This is a genomic window from Streptomyces sp. MUM 203J, assembly GCF_022414595.1.
GTDB lineage: Bacteria > Actinomycetota > Actinomycetes > Streptomycetales > Streptomycetaceae > Streptomyces.
Window position 1 is genome coordinate 83753 of the sequence record NZ_JADWYO010000011.1, and the last position, 16371, is coordinate 100123.

The following is a 16371-nucleotide window of genomic DNA, read 5'->3' on the forward strand; positions in this document are numbered from 1 at the left end:
GGGCCGGCCGCGGGACTGGCCTGCCACCGGGGCCGCGGTCCCGCCCTCGACCGGCGCCACCGCGACCGACGGCAGACACGTTCCACAGGTTCGCGACACGGAGGAGTGCGCGGTGACAACGACAGAATCGACCACGCGGGAGCAGGGCACGGGCCCGGCAGCACCCGCGGAGCCGGCCGGCAGGCCGACCCGATCGGATGAACTCGGCAGCCTGGAGGTGTGGGCCCGCTCGGCCCCGATCCGGCTGGCGGGTTACGAGGACGACCTCGCGGAGCCGCACATCCTGCCCAGCGTCGACTGAGTCCGCGCGGTCCGAGAGTCCGCGCCGACGGAGCCCCGTGCCCTTCGCCTTCACGGGCGGGGGCACGGGGCGTTGTCCGCCCGGTGACGACACGGGAGCAGCAACCCCGGGCGGACCGCCGGAAACGGGCGGACGGCCGGGCCGAACGTCATCGGCATCCGCTCGGCACGGCCCGTCTCGCCGCCGCCGCAACGTAGCCGAGACCGCACTGCCGTCACCAGCTTTGGTCAGAGTGTCACGCTGAGCTGTCCAGGCGGGTCGGGGGCAGGAACTCCCGCACAAGGGTGCGGTGCCACCAGGCGCCCGTCTCGCGCAGCTCCCGCCAGGTCGTGAAGCGGTACCGGTACACGCGGGCCCGCACCAGCGCGGGCGGAGCGTCCGGGAACGGGTTGTGGCGCAGCAGCCGCAGCGTGTCCCGGTCGTTCTCCAGCAGCCGCTCCACCAGGGGGCCGAACCAGTCGGCCGCGTACACCGGGGAGATCCCCGCGAACCACATCATCCAGTCGAGCCGCAGATGGTACGGGGCGAAGGGGCGCGGCATGCGCCGCACATCCCCCGGCTTGCCCTTGAACTCGTACTCCCGCCACACGGCGCCCGGGTGGGCGGCCGGCTCCTCGGTGCCCTCGAGGACGACCTCGTGCCGGACCCGGCCGACCGAGCCGAACGCGCCATAGGTGTTGACCAGGTGCAGCGGGTCGAAGGACCGGTTCATCGCCTGGCGCGGGGACAGCAGGTTGCGCGCGGGGCGCAGGCTCAGGACCAGTACCAGGACGGTCACCGCGGCGACGAGGATCCCGTACCAGAGCGGCGGGGCGGGGAGAGCGGGCGCGGTCGTGAACAGGTTCCCGTCCACCGCCGACAGGGCCAGCACGATCGCCAGCCAGTTCAGCCAGGAGAAGTTGCCCGACAGCACCAGCCAGAGCTGCGTCACCACGACGATCCCCGCCGCCACCGTCGCCAGGGGCTGCGGGGTGAACAGCAGCACCGGCACGGCCAGCTGCGTCACATGGTTCGCGGCGGCCTCCATCCGGTGCAGCGGGCGCGGCAGACGGTGGAAGAACCAGCTGAGAGGGCCCGGCATCGGCTGGGTCTCATGGTGGTAGTACAGGCACGTCAGGTTCCGCCAGCACAGGTCGCCGCGCAGCTTGATCAGTCCGGCGCCGAACTCCAGGCGGAACAGCAGCCAGCGGAGCAGCCACATCAGCAGCACCGGCGGGGCCGTGCGTTCGTTGCCCAGGAAGATCGCCAGGAATCCGGCCTCCAGCAGCAGCGACTCCCAGCCGAAGCCGTACCAGGTCTGGCCGACGTTCACGATCGACAGGTACAGCCCCCACAGCACCGCCCACATCAGCATCGCCACGGGCAGCGGCACCAGGTCCCCCGCCCCCGCCGCCAGCGCCAGGGCCAGCGCCGCCCCTCCCCATGCGCACAGCGCGAAGAACCGGTCGGAGTAGTGGGCCTGGAACAGGCTGGGTGCCCGGCGCCACGGCACCAGCCGCACGTACCGCGGGACCGGCAGCATCCCGCGCTCTCCGATCAGGGCCCGGAACTGGAGTGCCGCGCACAGGAAGGCGACGGCGTACACCCCGGCCAGGCCCCGCTGGAAGAGCAGGCGGCCCAGCCAGTAGTCGGAGGAGGCGAACCAGCCGAACCAGTCCATCGCCTCCAGTATCCGGCGTCAGCCCCCGGCGAGCTTCCGGAGCGCGCGGCCCAGCCGCCGTGCGTACCAGCGCTGGAGGACGGGCACGACGGGCCCGCCCAGCCGGGTGTACCAGCAGCCGGGGCGGCTGAACGCGGTGAGCGTGAACCATACGCGGCCGTCAGGGCCGAACTCCACGACGAACGACTCCTCGCCCGACTCCGGGTGCCCGTCGAGGGTGCCGTACGCGAAGCCGGTGCGGTTCTCCTCGTACGCGGTCCACACCACCTCGCACGGGACGCCGAACTCCAGCGGTCCGGCGCCGACCGCGACCCGGAGCCGTATGCCGGGTTCGGCGCGAGCCGCCTCGCTGTGCACCCGGGCGCCGGTCGCGCGATGCATCCCCCAGGCGGTGACGGCCGCGCCCGCCGTCTCGAAGGCGTCCCGGCCGTGCCCGACGAGGGCGCGGTGGCGGAGGATCTGGTAGCCGCGGGGGAGGGCGTCGGGGTGGGCGGTGGCGCCGACCTCGGGATAGGTGAAGGCGAGGCCGGGGGCCGGGGTGCGGGTCTTCATGCGGGGATCTCCTGCTGGGTGGGGTGCGGCGGCTCGGTACGGTGCGGCCGGAGGTCCTCCGTCCGCAGGCGGCGCCAGGCCAGGAGCGAGCAGAGCGCGAAGCCCAGAGCGTTGGCGAGGCCGTGGGTGGCGGCCATCCAGGCCAGATTCGGATGCGGCAGACCGGTCGCCTCGCCGAGGGCCCAGCTCAGCGCGAGCAGCATGGTCGCCACGAGGACGGTGGCCGAGATGCCGAGCAGGGCCCGCCCGACCCGGTCGCCGACATCGCGGGCCCGGACATCCTGCCAGGTCACGAGCGCCACGGCCCACATCCCGGCGGTGAGCACGACCGCCCCGGCCAGCTCCGCCCAGTCGTCGACGAAGTAGCCGAGGAGGACGAGAAGGGTGCCGAGCGGCACGCTCAGCCCTGCGAACGCCGAGGCCGGCCGGTCGGGGGCGGCCCCTCGGACGAGCCCCGCGACCAGGGCGGCGGCGAAGCCGGCGAAGTGGAAGTGCGGCACGGTGAGGTCGAGGATCTCCAGGTCGAACCCGAAGAGCTCGTGCCCCCACCGCTCGGCCACCAGGGCGGTCGCGGCGATCGCCGGGCTCACCAGCGCGGTGAGCGCGGCCACCTCGGCGGGGGCCAGGGACCGGGTGCGGGCCAGCCTGCGCGGTGCGGCCAGCGCAAGGAGCAGGGTGACGAGCGCGTAACAGGCGGCCAGCCCGGCTGCCAGGGCCCCGCGCGGCAGCCACAGCGACACCGCGCCCGCCGCCGCGTACGGAAACCAGAGGGCCCGCGGGGCCGCGATCTCGGGCCCGTCCAGCAGCCTCAGGCCCATCGGCACGACCACCAGCATCCCGAGCATCACGATCAGGTCGACCAGCACGGTCACCGTCACGCACCCCCCTTCCTTGAACGCGTTCAATTCAACGCGCCGTGAGCTTAGCGCTCAAGGTTGAACATGTTCAAGTTCTCGGCAGGGTCACTCCCGGTTGCGGACGCGGTCACGCTCCGGCACTTATGGAAGGGCGGCCCCCGGGAACACCGGCTCAGGAAAGGCGGGAGATGTCCATGCGCTCCTTCACGCGACGCCGCTGCGGCCCGTACGCCGTCCTGGCGGCCGTCACCGGACTGCTCGCCGCGGGCTGCGGTGGTGCCGGCGACGGGACGCCCGCCTCCCGCGATGGCACGGGGCCCGCCCGCACGACGCTGCTCCAGGCGGCCGACCGGGGGCCGGACCCGTTCACCGCCTCCACGGTCCTGACCTCGGACGTCGCCCCGAAGCGCGGCTCCGGCCCCGACGCCTCGCCGGACCCGGCCGGGTCCGCCGCCCCGCCGCCCCCGCGCACCGTCGACGGCGCCACCCCCGGGCTCTACGGGGCGGCCCAGTCCCTCCCCAGCTGTGACATCGAGCAGCAGGCCGGCTTCCTCGCCGCCGACTCCGCGAAGGCGGGCGCCTTCGCCCGGGCCGCCGGGATCAACCAGTCCGGGCTCGCGGCCTGGCTGCGCGGTCTCACTTCCGTGATGCTCCGTGCGGACACCCGCGTCACCGGCCACGGCTACCGCGACGGCGCCCCCGTGCCGTACCCCGCCGTACTCCAGGCCGGTACGGCGGTGCTTGTCGACGCGTACGGCGCACCCCGGGTCCGCTGCGCGGACGGCAGCCCCCTGCGCACCCCCGACGACGGCCGGCCCGCCGGCGGCGGTGCCCGGCACGAGGGGCGGGCGTGGGCGGGCTATGCGCCCGAGCGGGTCATCGCGGTGCAGCCCACGGTGCGGACGCTCGACAGTCTGATCGTGGTGAACGTCGTCAACGAGTCCTGGCTCGAGCGCGCGGTCGGCACCACCGGGGAGCAGGACCGTGAGCCCGGCACGCCGCCCGCGTACCGCCCCGCCGACCGCCCTGTCGCGGACGCCGCCGTGCCCGACGCCTCGGGCGGGCACGACGTCGGCCGGGAGGGGCAGGTCGCCGCGGGCGATCCCGACGGGCTGCTCGTGGGGCCGGTGAACGTCGGCTGAACACCAGGGTCGGGAAAGACGGAGTCGATAAACCGGTCGAATGATGACAAAGTGGTCCCATGGTTGATCCGGCAGCGGATGCCCTGTCGCTTCCCGAGGACTGGCCCGCCCATCCGGATCTGAGGCTGTCCCTCAACCGCATGGGCAGCTTCGACTGGGACCTCGACACCGGGCTGATGCACATGGACGAGGTCGCTCTCGACGTGTTCCAGATCGACCCGCACGAGTACGACGGGAAGCCCGCCAGCCTCTCCCGCAGGGTCCCGCCCGGCGAGTCGGTCCGCCTCGACGGCATGGTCACCCAGGCCCTGAAGAGCGGCGCCAGCCACTACGGCGCCTACTTCCGCATCCGCACCCGCGACGGACAACTGCGCTGGACCCACACCCAGGGCTTCATCCGGCGTGACGAGTCCGGACGGCCCCGCCGCATCATCGGCATCGTCCGCGACGCCACGCAGGAACTCGCGGAGGCCACCGCCCGGCTGGAGGTGGACACCGAGCGCCGCCGTCTCACCAGCGTGGTCGAGTCCACGACCGCCGCCCTCGCCCACGCCCGCACCGTCCAGGACGTCATCGACGTGCTGCGCGACTCGCACGGTCTGGCGCACCTGGGCGCCACCAGCGTCGTCATGGGCCTGCTGGAGTCCGGGCGCATCCACCTCGTCGCGGACGGACCCGACGGCTCGTTCGTCCCCGGCACCCGCTACACCCGGGTGGACCAGCAGTACCCCATGAGCGAGGTCATCCGCACGCTCTCCCCCCGCTTCATCGAGTCGCCCGAGGACTTCGCCGCCGCCTACCCCCTCCTGTGGCCGCACATCACCGGCCTCGGCATCACCTCGGCCGCCTATCTGCCGCTGATCGCCCAGGCCCGCCCCATCGGTGCCCTCGGCCTGCTCTACAGCGACAAGTACGGCTTCACCGCCGACGACCGGAACGTCCTCGTCGCCCTCAGCAGCAGCATCGGCCAGAGCATCCAGCGCGCCATGCTGTACGAGCAGGAGCACGACCTGGCGGAGGGTCTCCAGCAGGCCATGCTGCCGCGTCGCATTCCCGAGGTGCCGGGCTCGCAGATCGCCGTCCGCTACCGCTCCGGGCGGCTCGGCCGGGACATCGGCGGAGACTGGTACGACGTCATCCCGCTGCCCGGCGGGCGGGTCGGCGCGGTCATCGGGGACGTCCAGGGCCACGACACCCACGCGGCCGCCGTCATGGGCCAGCTGCGCATCGTCCTGCGCGCCTACGCCGCCGAGGGGCACACCCCCGCCACGGTCATGGCACGGGCCTCCGTCTTCCTCCGGGAACTCGACACCGACCGCTTCGCCACCTGCACCTACCTGGAGATCGACCTGGCCTCCGGTGTCGTCCAGGTGGTGCGGGCCGGCCATGTCGACCCGCTGCTGCGGGACGCGGACGGCAGCTGCCGACGCGTGCCCGTCCAAGGCGGCCTGCCGCTCGGCCTCTCCGCCGAGTTCGGGGCCCTCGACTACCCGGTGACCATGCTCGAACTGGACCCGGGGCAGACCCTGCTCCTCTACACGGACGGCCTCGTCGAACAGCCCGGATCCGACCTGGACGAGGGCATGCAGTGGCTCACCGCGCTCGTACGCAACGGTCCTGAGGACCTCCAGACCCTGGCCGACCACCTGTGCGACGTCGTCGACGAACGCGGCGGTGACGACGACGTGGCGATCCTGCTGCTGCGCCGCCGCGGCGGCTACGCCCCGCAGGCCGGGGGCAGGCTTCAGCAGCATGTCGCACAGAGCGACCCCGAGGCGCTGCGCTCCGCCCGCCATATGATCCGCGCGGCGGTACGGGCCTGGGGAGGGCGGGAGCGGGCCGACGAGATCGAACTGGCCGCCGACGAGCTGATCACCAACGCGCTGCTGCACACCGACGGCGGGGCGGTCGTCACCCTGCGGATGCTCACCGGCCCCGAACGGCGGTTGCGGGTGGAGGTGGAGGACCGCTCCAGCGTCCTGCCGCGCCGCCGCGAGGCGGGGGACGACGGGGTCAACGGACGCGGGCTGCTGCTCGTGGACCGCCTGTCGGAGGGATGGGGCGTGGAGTCGCGCGGCAGCGGGAAGTGCGTGTGGTGCGAGTTCGTCCTGCCGGAGCGGGGCGCGGAGCCGTCACGGCCCGCCGGGTGACGGACATGCCGGGCGCGGGCGGCTCGGGCACGCTGGAGACATGCCAGAGCTGCCCGAGGTCGAGGCGCTGCGCGCGTTCCTCGACGGCCGTCTCGCCGGTCAGGAGATCGCCCACGTGCTGCCCGCCGCCGTCAGCGTCCTCAAGACGTACGACCCGCCGCTGAGCGCCCTCGACGGCACCGCCGTCACGGCCGTCGGCCGCCACGGCAAGTTCCTGGACGTCACCGCCGACGGGCTCCACCTGGTGTTCCACCTGGCCCGCGCGGGCTGGGTGCACTGGCGGGACGTCCTGCCCTCCGGACCGCCCCGCCCGGGCAAGGGGCCGCTGGCCCTGCGGGTCGCGCTCACCGGCGGCGACGGGTTCGACCTGACGGAGGCGGGCACCACGAAACGGCTCGCCGTGTACCTGGTCCACGACCCTGCCGAGGTACCGGGCGTGGCCCGCCTCGGCCCCGACCCGCTGGCCGAGCACTTCGACCGGGACGCCCTCGCCGCCGCCCTGGCGGGGGAGCGGCGGCAGATCAAGAGCGCCCTGCGCGACCAGGCCGTCCTCGCCGGCATCGGCAACGCCTACAGCGACGAGATCCTGCATGCCGCCCGCATGTCGCCGTTCAAGCCCGTCGCCAACCTGACCGACGACGACCTCACCACCCTGTACCGGGCCCTGCGCGGCACGCTCCGGGACGCCGTGGCCCGCGCTCACGGGCTGGCCGCCGGGCAGCTCAAGGCCGAGAAGAAGAGCGGGCTGCGTGTGCACGGCCGCAGCGGCGAGCCGTGCCCGGTGTGCGGGGACACCATCCGCGAGGTGTCGTTCAGCGACTCCTCCCTGCAGTACTGCCCGCGCTGTCAGACCGGCGGGAAGGTCCTCGCGGACCGCCGCCTGTCCCGGCTCCTCAAGTAGCGCTCAACGCCGCGTCCGGCGGCGCCCGCACCGCCCCAGCCAGTCCCGCACCCGAAGCCGCCGCCCGACATGCGGCACGCCGTGGCCCGCCCGGTACGACACCGGCGGATCCAGCGGCTCCCGCCCCGTCAGCTGCGCCAGCGCCGACGCCACCTCGGCCAGCTCCGCGAGCCGCAGCGCACACGCCCCGCACACCGCGAGGTGCTCCGCACAGCACAGCGCGTCGTACGGCTCCAGAACCCCCAGCGCGTACGCCCCCACCGCGTCGTGCCGCTCCGTCACACCCTCACACCCTCGCTCAGCCTGTCCGCCGCGCCCGACTACCCCTCCCCGCCCGATACGTACCGCGACCGCTTCTCGCTCAACGCACCCCCGCCTACACTCCGCTGCATGCTGCGCGTACTGGCCGTCGACGACGAGGCACCCGCCCTGGAAGAGCTGCTCTACCTGCTGCGCTCCGACCCGCGCGTGCGCACCGCGGAGGGCGCCACCGACGCCACCGAGGCCCTGCGCCGTATCGGCCTCGCCCTGGAGGCGGGCCCCGACGGGGAGGACGCCGTCGACGTGGTCTTCCTCGACATCCACATGGCCGGACTGACCGGGCTGGACGTCGCCCGCCTCCTCGCCGGGTTCGCGGAACCGCCGCTGGTCGTGTTCGTCACCGCTCACGAGGGCTTCGCCGTCCAGGCGTTCGACCTGAAGGCCGTCGACTACGTCCTCAAACCGGTCCGCCGGGAACGCCTCGCCGAGGCGGTCCGCCGGGTCAGCGACCTGGCACGGCCCGCGCCCGCCGGGACGGCCACGGCGACCGCCACGGTCGCCGACCAGATCCCCGTCGAACTGGGCGGTGTCACCCGCTTCGTGCCGGTAGACGAGATCGCGTACGTCGAGGCCCGGGGCGACTACGCCCGCCTGCACACGGCCGAGGGCAGCCACCTCGTCCGCATCCCGCTGTCCACACTGGAGGAACGGTGGGCGGAGCGCGGCTTCGTCCGCATCCACCGCAGCCACCTCGTCGCGCTCGGCCGCATCGACGAACTGCGGCTGGACCGCGGCGCCACCACGGTACGGGTCGGCAGCGCCGAACTGTCCGTCAGCCGCCGCCACGCCCGCCAGCTGCGGGACCTGCTGATGCGGCACGTCCGGAGCTGACCCCGCCCGCCTACCTGCGCACCGGACCGCTGCGTAGACTCCACGCTCGTGTCAGCAGAGCGCCCGATACCCCCCGCAACCCCCCGCCGGGAGACCGTGACCGGAGTACCGCGCGCCGTCCGCCGCCCGCCGCGCCATGCCCCCGCACGCTCCGAGATCAGCGAGCAGACCACCCTCGGCCACACCTACGTCCGCTCCCTGATGCGCAGCCAGCTGCGGGCCGCGCTCAGCGCGCTCGCCACCCTCGCCCTGCTGGTCGGCACCCTGCCGCTGCTGCTCGCCCTCCCCGGGGCTCTGTCCCGGGACGGCTCGGCCCCGGCCGCCGGACTCCTCGCCTGGGCCGCCCTCGGCCTCGCCGCCCACCCCGTCATGTGGCTGATCGCCCGCTGGTACGTGTGCCGCGCCGAACGCAACGAACGCGACTTCACCCGCCTCGTCGAAGGCAGGTGACCCCGCCCGTGCACCAGGCCTACGCGGTCGTCGCCGTCACCGGCGTCGTCCTCGTCACCCTCCTCCTCGGCGCGCTCGGCCTGCGGATCTCCCGCACCACCTCGGACTTCTACGTCGCCTCCCGCACCGTCGGCCCCCGCCTCAACGCCGCCGCCATCAGCGGCGAGTACCTGTCCGCGGCCTCCTTCCTCGGCATCGCCGGACTGGTCCTCCTCCAGGGACCGGACCTGCTCTGGTACCCCGTCGGCTACACCGCCGGATACCTGGTCCTCCTGGTCCTGGTCGCCGCGCCGCTGCGCCGGTCCGGCGCGTACACCCTGTCCGACTTCGCGGAGGCCCGCCTGGAGTCGCGGCCCGCGCGGCGCCTGGCCGGCGTCTTCGTCGTCGGCATCGGCTGGCTCTACCTGCTGCCGCAGCTCCAGGGCGCCGGGCTGACGCTGGAGATCACGACCGGCGCACCCGACTGGGTGGGCGGTCTCCTCGTCGCGGTCGTCGTCACCGGCGCGGTCGCCGCGGGAGGCATGCGCAGCATCACCTTCGTCCAGGCCTTCCAGTACTGGCTGAAGCTCACCGCACTTCTCGTGCCTGTTCTGTTCCTGGCCGCCGCCTGGGTCGCGGACGGCACGCCCCGCGCCCGGTTCGACGCACCCGCCGTGCTGCGCGAGCACACCACCGTACGACTCGACGACACGGTGCGGGTCGCCCTCGACGCGCCGCTGACGGTGACCGTCACCGGACGCGTCGACTCCCGGTCGTACGAGGACCGGTCCGTCACCCTCGGCGAGGGCGTCCACCACGTGGAGGCGGGCACCACCCTCGGCCTCCCGGCCGGTGCCCGCGTGCCGGAGCGCGCCCCCGGCGACGGCGACGCCCGTCGCGGTGCGCTCGGCTGGTCCGGCCCCCTGGCGGGCGGCCACGACGGGCACCGGCTGTACGCGACGTACGGACTGATCCTCGCCACCTTCCTCGGCACCATGGGGCTGCCGCATGTCGCCGTGCGCTTCTACACCAGCCCCAACGGACGGGCCGCCCGTCGTACCACGCTCGTCGTCCTCGGGCTGGTCGGCGCCTTCTACCTGCTGCCTCCCGTGTACGGCGCGCTCGGCCGGATCTACGCGCCCGAACTCGCCCTGACCGACGCCGCCGACGCCGCCGTGCTCGTGCTGCCCGACCGGGTCGTCGGCGGGCTCACCGGGGACCTGCTGGGGGCGCTGCTGGCGGGCGGGGCCTTCGCGGCGTTCCTGTCCACCGCTTCCGGACTGACCATGGCGGTGGCCGGGGTGCTGCACCAGGACGTGCTGCCGTCCCGGGGCGTCCGGCACTTCCGGCTGGCGCCCCCGCTGGCGATGGCGGTGCCGCTGGGCTTGAGCGCCGTCGCCACGAAGGTGCCGGTGGCGGACGCGGTGGGGCTCGCGTTCGCGGTGTCGGCGTCCTCGTTCTGCCCGCTGCTGGTGCTCGGCATCTGGTGGCGCGGGCTCACCCCGCCGGGCGCGGTGGCAGGGCTGCTGACGGGCGGCGGCGCCGCGCTCACGGCCGTGCTGGCCACCCGCGCCGGGCTGGCGCCCGAGGGCTGGCCGCACACCCTGATGGCCTGGCCGGCGGTGTGGTCGGTGCCGCTGGGCTTTCTCACGATGGTGACCGTGTCCCTGGCGACGCCGCGGCGCGTGCCGCCCGGCACCCAGGCCCTCATGGCCCGGCTGCACCTGCCGGAGGGACTCACCTCACCCCGTCCGGCAGCCGAGGCCGAGGGGCACACCGGGGGGTCCGGGAACAGGGCCCCCGACGTCGGCACCGGGAGCCGGGAATGACCGGCACGGCCCTCGCCGCACTCGTGGCGACCGGCACCCTGCTGCTCGCCGCGGGCTTCGTCGTCGGGCGGCGCACCGCTCTCCGGGGCGGGCGGGACGGCATGGACCTCGGCACACCCGTGGAACGCGCCACCTTCCACACCCTCCACACCGCGTCGCTCGCCGCTCCGCCCCTGCGTGCCGGGCTCACCGAGGACACCGCCCGCAAGGCCGCGCGCGGGCTGCGCACCCTGCTCGGCACCGAGGCACTCGCCCTCACCGGCCGGAGCGCCGTCCTCGCCTGGGACGGCCCGGGCGGCGCCCACCACACCGCTCAGGTCATGGAACGGGTCGCGGACGTGCTGGACTCGGGGCGCGGCCAGAGCGTGCGCGCGGAGTGCCCGGACCCGGACTGCCCCCTGCGGTGGGCCGTCATCGCCCCGCTCACCGGTGAGGACGGCGTGCTCGGCGCGCTCGTCGCGTACGGCTCCCGCGAGTCGGCGGTCCTGGCACGCGCCGCGACCGAACTGGCCCGGTGGGTCTCCGTCCAGCTGGAACTGGCCGAACTCGACCGGTCCCGCCGGGCGCTGATGGAGGCCGAGATCCGGGCCCTGCGCGCCCAGATCTCCCCGCACTTCATCTACAACTCGCTCGCCGCCATCGCGTCCTTCGTCCGTACCGACCCCGAGGAGGCCCGCGAACTGCTCCTGGAGTTCGCGGATTTCACCCGCTACTCGTTCCGCAGGCACGGGGACTTCGCGCAGCTGGCCGACGAACTGCGGGCCGTCGAGCAGTACCTGGCGCTCGCCGGGGCCCGCTTCGGGGACCGGCTGCAGGTCACCCTCCAGGTCGCTCCCGAGGTCCTGCCGGTCGGGCTGCCGTTCCTGTGCCTCCAGCCGCTGGTGGAGAACGCCGTCAAACACGGTCTGGAGGACTCCCGTACGGCCTGCCGCATCACCATCGCCGCACGGGACGCGGGCTCGGAGGCGGTCGTCACCATCGAGGACGACGGAGTCGGCATGGACCCGGGTGTCCTGCGAGCGATCCTCGCGGGGGAGGGACCGCGGTCCTCCGGGATCGGCCTGCCGAACGTCGACGAGCGGTTGCGGCAGGTGTACGGCGACGCGTACGGGCTCGTGGTCGAGACCGGGGTCGGCGCGGGGATGAAGGTCACGATCCGGGTGCCGAAGTACCACGCGGGCGTCCACCCCGGGGGCCCGGCCGTGTAGAACGCCGTCCGGCGGCGGGGCCGCCGCGGAACGCCTGCTGGGCGGGACTCCGGGCGGCCCGCACCTCCGGCCCGACCGCTCTCCGGGGGACAAGCACCGCGAGGCGTGATCCAGCCGGCCAGGAGCCCGGAGGGCAGTGCCGCCGGGCGCGGTGCGGGGGCGGGATCCGGGATCCGGGGGAGCAGCGGCTCTTCGGGAAGGGGCGGGGCAGGGGAGAGCACACCGCCAGGCGGCACCTACAGAGTGGGCCACGCCCCGCACCGCACCCCCCGACGCCGCTGCCGCTCCGCCCCCGTCCCCTCCGCCAGGACCCGTGCCACCAGCTCCCGTACCTCCTCCCCGTCCCCGAGATCCTCCAGCACCGGGCCGACGTGGCCCAGCAGCACCCGCAGGGCCTCCGTGGCGGGCACCCGGCGGCCGGTCAGCGGGTGCAGGGCCGGGCCGCGCAGCCCGTGCCGTGCCGCGGTCCACAGCGCGGCACCCGCCATGTGGTCCGGCAGCCGGGGTGCGGGCACGTCCCGCAGGACCGCGTCGAGCGCCGTGACCACGAGGGCCCGGCTCAATCCGGCCTGGAGAACCGCCTCGTCGACACTGGGCGTGACATCAGCCACGCGGAGTTCCACGGTCGGCAGATGGGACGAGGGCCGGGCGAACCAGTACGCGTTGGCGGCCCGCGCGGGGAGCACCCCCGACCGCCGCAGCTCCGCGACCGTGCGGTCGTAGTGCGCCGCGGACGCGAAGTACGGCGGGATCTGATGGGTCGGCCAGCGGGACAGCACCAGCGTGCGCCAGCTCGCGTGCCCGGTGTCGGCACCCTGGTGGAAGGGCGAGTTGGCGGACAGGGCGAGCAGGACCGGCAGCCACGGCCGCAGATGGTTCAGCACCGCGACGGCGGTGTCCCGGTCCGGGACGGCCACATGCACATGGCAGCCGCAGGTCTCCGTCTCGTCCGTGAGGCGCCCGTACAGGCGGGCCATCTGGCGGTAGTGGCGGGTGGGGGTCACCGTCCGGGCCGACGCGGCCATCGGGGCGGTGCCGCTGGCCACCGGCCGCACCCCCGCCTTGCGCGCCGCGGCGGCCAGCCGGGCCCGCGAAGCGGCAAGTTCGGCGCGCAGCCGGGCGAGACTGTCGCACACCCCGCTCGCCGTCTCCACCATCGTCGACAGCAGTTCCCGCTGGAACTCCGGCGCGGTGGCGGAGGCGCCGCGGTGCCGGTCCGCGTCCAGGACGGTCTCGCAGCATCCCACCGGCCGGCCGTCGGCCGCGTCCACCAGGAGGAACTCCTCCTCCACACCCATGGTCGGCCCCGCAGCTCCGGCCACCCCACCACCCCCGCTCGGAGTGCCGCCGGCCGGTGCCGGCTGCCCCCTCAGGATGACCGTGCCCCCGGGCACGGGCAACAGCGCGATTCGGCCCCCGAAGGGCCCGCGCTCAGTACAGGTGCAGTGCCAGGTGCCCCAGCGGCAGGCCCAGCTGCCACGACGGCAGCCAGACCCGGGCCGACTCGTCCACCATCACGCCCACCCCTGGTGCCGCCGGAAGCGCGCCCAGGTCGGCGGCGAGCAGATGCGTCTCCTCCAGCAGCCGCCAGGTCTCCAGGGCCAGCGCGACCCCTGGTTCGCCGTCCCCGTCCCGTAGCCGCCGGGCGGTCAGCCGGTCCCGCACCCAGTCCTGCCAGGGGTGGTCGTACGAGGTGCGGTCGAGCCACTCGTCGAGCCGCTCCTCCGGCGCGGCTCCGTCACACAGGTAGATCGTCAGGGCGAGCGTCCGGCGGCCCGCCACATGTTCGAGGGAGCCGGTCTCGACGAGACCGCCCGCCCTCAGCAGTTCATCGGCCAGGTACTCGGCACACAGCCAGTCCATCGGGACGGCGACCCCGCCCCCGCCGGTGCCGTTCGTGCTCTCGGGCCGCAACGTTCCCACCTTCTCCCGAACGTACTTCTTCGCGCGTAACTCGGCCACGCACCCCTAGAGGACGAGCCTCCACCGAGAGTGGGGCCGGGTGGCCGCTCTTTGCACAACTTGACGGTGTGGTTTCGCATACGTTCCCGTCCGCGCCGTTGCGCGTGAGAAGGGGGGTATGCCGGGGGACTTCAGGGACGCGCGGTACGTCGCGACCGCGCCGGGCGCTCACCGCGTGACGGGTGCTCACCACGCCCCGGGCCCCCGGCCCGGGGCGCCGCTCCGCTCCGGCTGTAGCCGGGCAGCCCGCGCCCGAGGGCCCGCAGCGCGTAGTACGAGCGCGACTTGACCGTCCCGGCCGGTATACCCAGTTCCGCCGCGGCCTCGTTCACGGTCAGCCCGGCGAAGTAGATCCGCTCCAGCACCGCGCGGTGCTCCGGGCTCAGTTCCCGTACCGCCGCCCGGACGTCGAGCGCGGCCACCGCCGACTCGGTGGCGTCCGCCGGGTCCGGGGTGGTGGCCAGCACCCCGTCACCGATCTCCGCCGGGCGGGCCAGCCGGGACCTGCGGGCGTCGATGGCCAGCCGCCGGCCGACCGTGAACAGCCAGGGCCGCATCGATTCGTACGGCGCCTCGAAGGCCTCCGGGTGCTGCCAGGCCCGCAGCAGGGTCTCCTGGAGCAGATCCTCGGCGCGCTGCCGGTCGCCGTAGGTCAGACCGAGCAGAAAGCTCAGCAGCGCCGGCCCGTGCTCCCTCTGGAGCCGCGCGAGCGCGCGTTCGTCGGTGGTCGCCGTGGTCATCGTTCACACCCTTTCCGCCGCTCAACGAGCCACGGTGGGTATCCGAGCGCATTCGGGGCCGCAGGGACAGGCAACGCACCGTGGTGTGCGGCGAGCGGTCGCACGGCGCGACGAGTGGTGCGGTGAACGGTCACTCGTGCGGGTGGTGCTGCGTACGGGCGGTCGATCGGTGAGGCTGGGCCATTCCGGCAAACCTGTCAGATTGTCATACGAATCGGATGGACTGATCCGGTTCCGTGCTGTGGATTCGGAGCCCACACCCACCCCCCTACGCCCAGGGAGCCCCCGATGTCCCTCCGCAGCCCGCGACGGACGGCCGCCCGCACCGCCACGGCCGCCCTGCTCGCAGCCCTGGCGGCGGCCTGCGCCGGCCTCCCGGCGCCCGGACGCCCGGTCCCGGGGCCCTCACCGGTCCCGGCCGAAGGGCCCGGCGCCGCCGCCCGTCCCTTCACACTGGTCGCCACCGGCGACGTCCTCCCGCACGACTCGATCATCCGGCAGGGCGGGATCGACGCGCACGGCGACGGCTACGACTTCCGCCCCATGCTCGCCGCCGTCCGCCCCGTCGTCTCCGGCGCCGACCTGGCCATCTGCCACATGGAGACCGTGTACGGCGAGGTGGGCGGGCCCTTCGCCGGGTACCCGTCCTTCACCTCCCCGCCCCAGATCGCCGCCGCCCTCGCCGCCACCGGCTACGACTCCTGCTCCACCGCCTCCAACCACACCCTCGACGACGGCGCGGAGGGCATCCGCCGCACCCTCGGCCACCTGGACGAGGCGGGCGTACGCCACGCCGGATCCGCCCGTACCGCCCGCGAGGCCGCCACCCCGACCCTCCTGGACGCCGGGGGCACCAGGGTCGCCCACCTCGCCTACACCTACGGCACCAATGACATCCCGCTGCCCGAGGGCCGCCCCTGGGCGGTGAACCTCATCGGCGAGGACCAGATCACCGGCGACGCCCGGGCCGCCCGTGCGGCAGGTGCCGCCATCGTCGTCGTCAGCCTCCACTGGGGCACCGAGTGGCAGACGGCCCCCGACGCACAGCAGCTCACCCTCGGCCGCGCCCTCACCGCGTCCGCCTCCGGAGGCCGTCCCGACATCGACCTGATCCTCGGCACCCATGCCCACGTGCCCCAGGCATACGAGAAGGTCAACGGCACGTGGATCGTCTACGGCATGGGCGACCAGATCGCCGGGCGCATGGTCGACCACTCCGGCGCCGCCGACCCGCGTGGCAACGAGGGCAGCATCGGCCGCTTCACCTTCACCCCGCCCGCCCGGCCCGGCGGGCGCTGGCGGATCACCCGCGCCGAGTACCTGCCGCAGTGGTTCGACACCGGAGGCAACCGCGTCGTCGACCTGAACGCCGCCGTCGAGGCCGGGGACACCGGCCTCACCGTCGTACGCGACCGGATCAGCGCGGCCGTCCTCAGCCGGGGCGCGGCGGCCGACGGGCTCCGCATGGGCCGCTGATCCCGGGGGCTG

At 74.3% G+C, this 16371-nt stretch carries 16 protein-coding genes; 9 read left to right on the forward strand and 7 right to left on the reverse strand.

The genetic code is table 11. The features are described 5' to 3' along the window. Positions 1-112 precede the first annotated feature (112 nt). Positions 113-301 carry a hypothetical protein gene (locus tag I3F58_RS09200; RefSeq protein ID WP_240107786.1) on the forward strand — a complete coding sequence of 63 codons (189 nt, stop codon included), beginning with the start codon at positions 113-115 and terminating at the stop codon, positions 299-301. Between the two features lie 235 nt (positions 302-536). Here the strand turns inward: I3F58_RS09200 and I3F58_RS09205 are convergent, their stop codons facing one another. From I3F58_RS09205 to I3F58_RS09215, 3 genes are read right to left on the reverse strand one after another with little or no spacing between them, the layout of a single operon-like run. Continuing rightward, on the reverse strand, positions 537-1961 hold the full coding sequence (locus I3F58_RS09205) for a lipase maturation factor family protein (RefSeq protein WP_240107787.1): 1425 nt from the start codon (positions 1959-1961) through the stop codon (positions 537-539). A gap of 18 nt (positions 1962-1979) precedes the next feature. Next, positions 1980-2513 carry a DUF1990 family protein gene (locus I3F58_RS09210; protein WP_240107788.1) on the reverse strand — a complete coding sequence of 178 codons (534 nt, stop codon included), beginning with the start codon at positions 2511-2513 and terminating at the stop codon, positions 1980-1982. Next, complete coding sequence (locus tag I3F58_RS09215; protein ID WP_240107816.1) at positions 2510-3385, reverse strand: YndJ family protein; 876 nt, start codon at positions 3383-3385, stop codon at positions 2510-2512. The genes I3F58_RS09210 and I3F58_RS09215 overlap by 4 nt, the downstream gene beginning before the upstream one ends. A 173-nt stretch (positions 3386-3558) precedes the next feature. On the opposite strand from I3F58_RS09215, the gene I3F58_RS09220 reads away from it, so the two are divergent. From I3F58_RS09220 to I3F58_RS09230, 3 genes are read left to right on the forward strand one after another with little or no spacing between them, the layout of a single operon-like run. Continuing rightward, positions 3559-4512: a DUF6777 domain-containing protein gene (locus I3F58_RS09220; RefSeq protein ID WP_240107789.1), complete on the forward strand. Its 954-nt coding sequence runs from the start codon at positions 3559-3561 to the stop codon at positions 4510-4512. Positions 4513-4571: 59 nt separating this feature from the next. Beyond that, on the forward strand, positions 4572-6662 hold the full coding sequence (locus I3F58_RS09225; protein ID WP_240107790.1) for a SpoIIE family protein phosphatase: 2091 nt from the start codon (positions 4572-4574) through the stop codon (positions 6660-6662). A gap of 40 nt (positions 6663-6702) precedes the next feature. Next, positions 6703-7563, forward strand: a complete 861-nt coding sequence (locus I3F58_RS09230; protein WP_240107791.1) for an Fpg/Nei family DNA glycosylase — start codon at positions 6703-6705, stop codon at positions 7561-7563. A gap of 3 nt (positions 7564-7566) precedes the next feature. Here the strand turns inward: I3F58_RS09230 and I3F58_RS09235 are convergent, their stop codons facing one another. Then, positions 7567-7845, reverse strand: a complete 279-nt coding sequence (locus I3F58_RS09235; RefSeq protein WP_240107792.1) for a hypothetical protein — start codon at positions 7843-7845, stop codon at positions 7567-7569. A 108-nt stretch (positions 7846-7953) separates the two neighbouring features. Here I3F58_RS09235 and I3F58_RS09240 point away from each other — a divergent pair, with 108 nt between their 5' ends. The 4 genes from I3F58_RS09240 to I3F58_RS09255 all read left to right on the forward strand — a co-directional run bounded on the left by I3F58_RS09240 (position 7954) and on the right by I3F58_RS09255 (position 12181). After that, positions 7954-8715 carry a LytTR family DNA-binding domain-containing protein gene (locus I3F58_RS09240; protein WP_240107793.1) on the forward strand — a complete coding sequence of 254 codons (762 nt, stop codon included), beginning with the start codon at positions 7954-7956 and terminating at the stop codon, positions 8713-8715. A gap of 96 nt (positions 8716-8811) precedes the next feature. After that, positions 8812-9165, forward strand: coding sequence for a hypothetical protein (locus tag I3F58_RS09245; RefSeq protein WP_240107794.1), 354 nt, complete (start codon positions 8812-8814; stop codon positions 9163-9165). Between the two features lie 8 nt (positions 9166-9173). Then, entirely contained in the window at positions 9174-10973 is a 1800-nt protein-coding gene (locus I3F58_RS09250) for a cation acetate symporter (RefSeq protein WP_240107795.1), read from the forward strand. Further along, positions 10970-12181: a sensor histidine kinase gene (locus tag I3F58_RS09255; RefSeq protein ID WP_240107796.1), complete on the forward strand. Its 1212-nt coding sequence runs from the start codon at positions 10970-10972 to the stop codon at positions 12179-12181. The genes I3F58_RS09250 and I3F58_RS09255 overlap by 4 nt, the downstream gene beginning before the upstream one ends. Positions 12182-12417: 236 nt before the next feature. Here the strand turns inward: I3F58_RS09255 and I3F58_RS09260 are convergent, their stop codons facing one another. From I3F58_RS09260 to I3F58_RS09270, 3 genes are all read right to left on the reverse strand, one after another. Continuing rightward, positions 12418-13503 carry a glutamate--cysteine ligase gene (locus I3F58_RS09260; RefSeq protein WP_240107797.1) on the reverse strand — a complete coding sequence of 362 codons (1086 nt, stop codon included), beginning with the start codon at positions 13501-13503 and terminating at the stop codon, positions 12418-12420. Positions 13504-13612: 109 nt separating this feature from the next. Then, positions 13613-14095: a hypothetical protein gene (locus tag I3F58_RS09265; protein WP_240107798.1), complete on the reverse strand. Its 483-nt coding sequence runs from the start codon at positions 14093-14095 to the stop codon at positions 13613-13615. Positions 14096-14274: 179 nt separating this feature from the next. Continuing rightward, positions 14275-14883, reverse strand: a complete 609-nt coding sequence (locus tag I3F58_RS09270) for a sigma-70 family RNA polymerase sigma factor (protein ID WP_240107799.1) — start codon at positions 14881-14883, stop codon at positions 14275-14277. Between the two features lie 288 nt (positions 14884-15171). On the opposite strand from I3F58_RS09270, the gene I3F58_RS09275 reads away from it, so the two are divergent. Next, entirely contained in the window at positions 15172-16359 is a 1188-nt protein-coding gene (locus I3F58_RS09275) for a CapA family protein (RefSeq protein ID WP_240107800.1), read from the forward strand. The last annotated feature ends 12 nt before the right edge of the window (positions 16360-16371 follow it).

Bases quoted from the DNA above. Each gene is read 5' to 3' on its own strand.
- I3F58_RS09255 (WP_240107796.1), top strand. From the start codon at position 10,970: ATGACCGGCACGGCCCTCGCCGCACTCGTGGCGACCGGCACCCTGCTG.
- I3F58_RS09225 (WP_240107790.1), top strand. From the start codon at position 4,572: ATGGTTGATCCGGCAGCGGATGCCCTGTCGCTTCCCGAGGACTGGCCC.
- I3F58_RS09275 (WP_240107800.1), top strand. From the start codon at position 15,172: ATGTCCCTCCGCAGCCCGCGACGGACGGCCGCCCGCACCGCCACGGCC.
- I3F58_RS09230 (WP_240107791.1), top strand. From the start codon at position 6,703: ATGCCAGAGCTGCCCGAGGTCGAGGCGCTGCGCGCGTTCCTCGACGGC.
- I3F58_RS09220 (WP_240107789.1), top strand. From the start codon at position 3,559: ATGTCCATGCGCTCCTTCACGCGACGCCGCTGCGGCCCGTACGCCGTC.
- I3F58_RS09270 (WP_240107799.1), bottom strand. From the start codon at position 14,883: ATGACCACGGCGACCACCGACGAACGCGCGCTCGCGCGGCTCCAGAGG.
- I3F58_RS09240 (WP_240107793.1), top strand. From the start codon at position 7,954: ATGCTGCGCGTACTGGCCGTCGACGACGAGGCACCCGCCCTGGAAGAG.
- I3F58_RS09210 (WP_240107788.1), bottom strand. From the start codon at position 2,513: ATGAAGACCCGCACCCCGGCCCCCGGCCTCGCCTTCACCTATCCCGAG.
- I3F58_RS09205 (WP_240107787.1), bottom strand. From the start codon at position 1,961: ATGGACTGGTTCGGCTGGTTCGCCTCCTCCGACTACTGGCTGGGCCGC.